The sequence below is a fragment of the Streptomyces sp. 13-12-16 genome (assembly GCF_002114215.1).
GTDB lineage: Bacteria > Actinomycetota > Actinomycetes > Streptomycetales > Streptomycetaceae > Streptomyces.
On record NZ_NCTE01001401.1, the window covers coordinates 1 to 720 of the forward strand.

Consider the following 720-nt stretch of genomic DNA (forward strand, 5'->3'; position numbering starts at 1 on the left):
TGCTGGTGGGCGCGGACGATGGTGGAGTCGATCTGGACCAGCCAGTCGATGTCACCGGCGGCGTCGGCCCGGGCCTGGATCTGCTGCAGGGCCCGGGTGAACACCCCGTCGATCGCATAGCGGCGGAAGCGGGGGTAGACCGTCTGCCAAGGCCCGTAGCGTTCGGGCAGGTCACGCCACGAGATCCCGGTGCGGATCTTGTAGACCATCCCGTTGATGACCTGCCGGTCCGACACCCGCGGCCGGCCCGTCGCGGCCCGCGGTATCAGCGGAGCGAGCAACTCCCACTCCTGGTCAGTGAGTTCATGACGACGTACCACCCCACCATGATCCACGATCTGATGATCTTTGAAGACGGACCCTAGAGCGTCGCCGGGGACCGCGCTCTCACGGATGCCCAAGAAATGGAACCCACCTCGGCCCATGAGCAGGAACGGACGGCCGATGATCTCGAGGCGGCCTTCCGGCACGCCCCGGTGGTGGTGGACGGCGGGAACGGTGCGCATCACCCCGCCCACGGTGAGGACGACCGTACGAGGCTCGGCGCCCTCGGGGTGCGGTCCCGCGCGGTGTTCTCTCCTCACGTCGGCGCGGAGAGCGGCGATGGGCGTCAGGTGAGGGGGCCGGCAGGAGCCCCCGTGCCGCTTCCGACGCCTGGCCGGTCGACCGGACCCGGCCCGCCGTACTCCTCCGGGAGGGCCGGAGTGCGGCGGGGGGGGC

General features: G+C 70.4%; 1 protein-coding gene. It reads right to left on the reverse strand.

The window, feature by feature from the left end; all coding sequences use genetic code 11:
• Positions 1-584, reverse strand: a 584-nt coding sequence (locus B7767_RS41560) for a transposase (RefSeq protein WP_143652975.1), incomplete at its 3' end; no start/stop codon positions are given.
• Positions 585-720 lie beyond the last annotated feature (136 nt).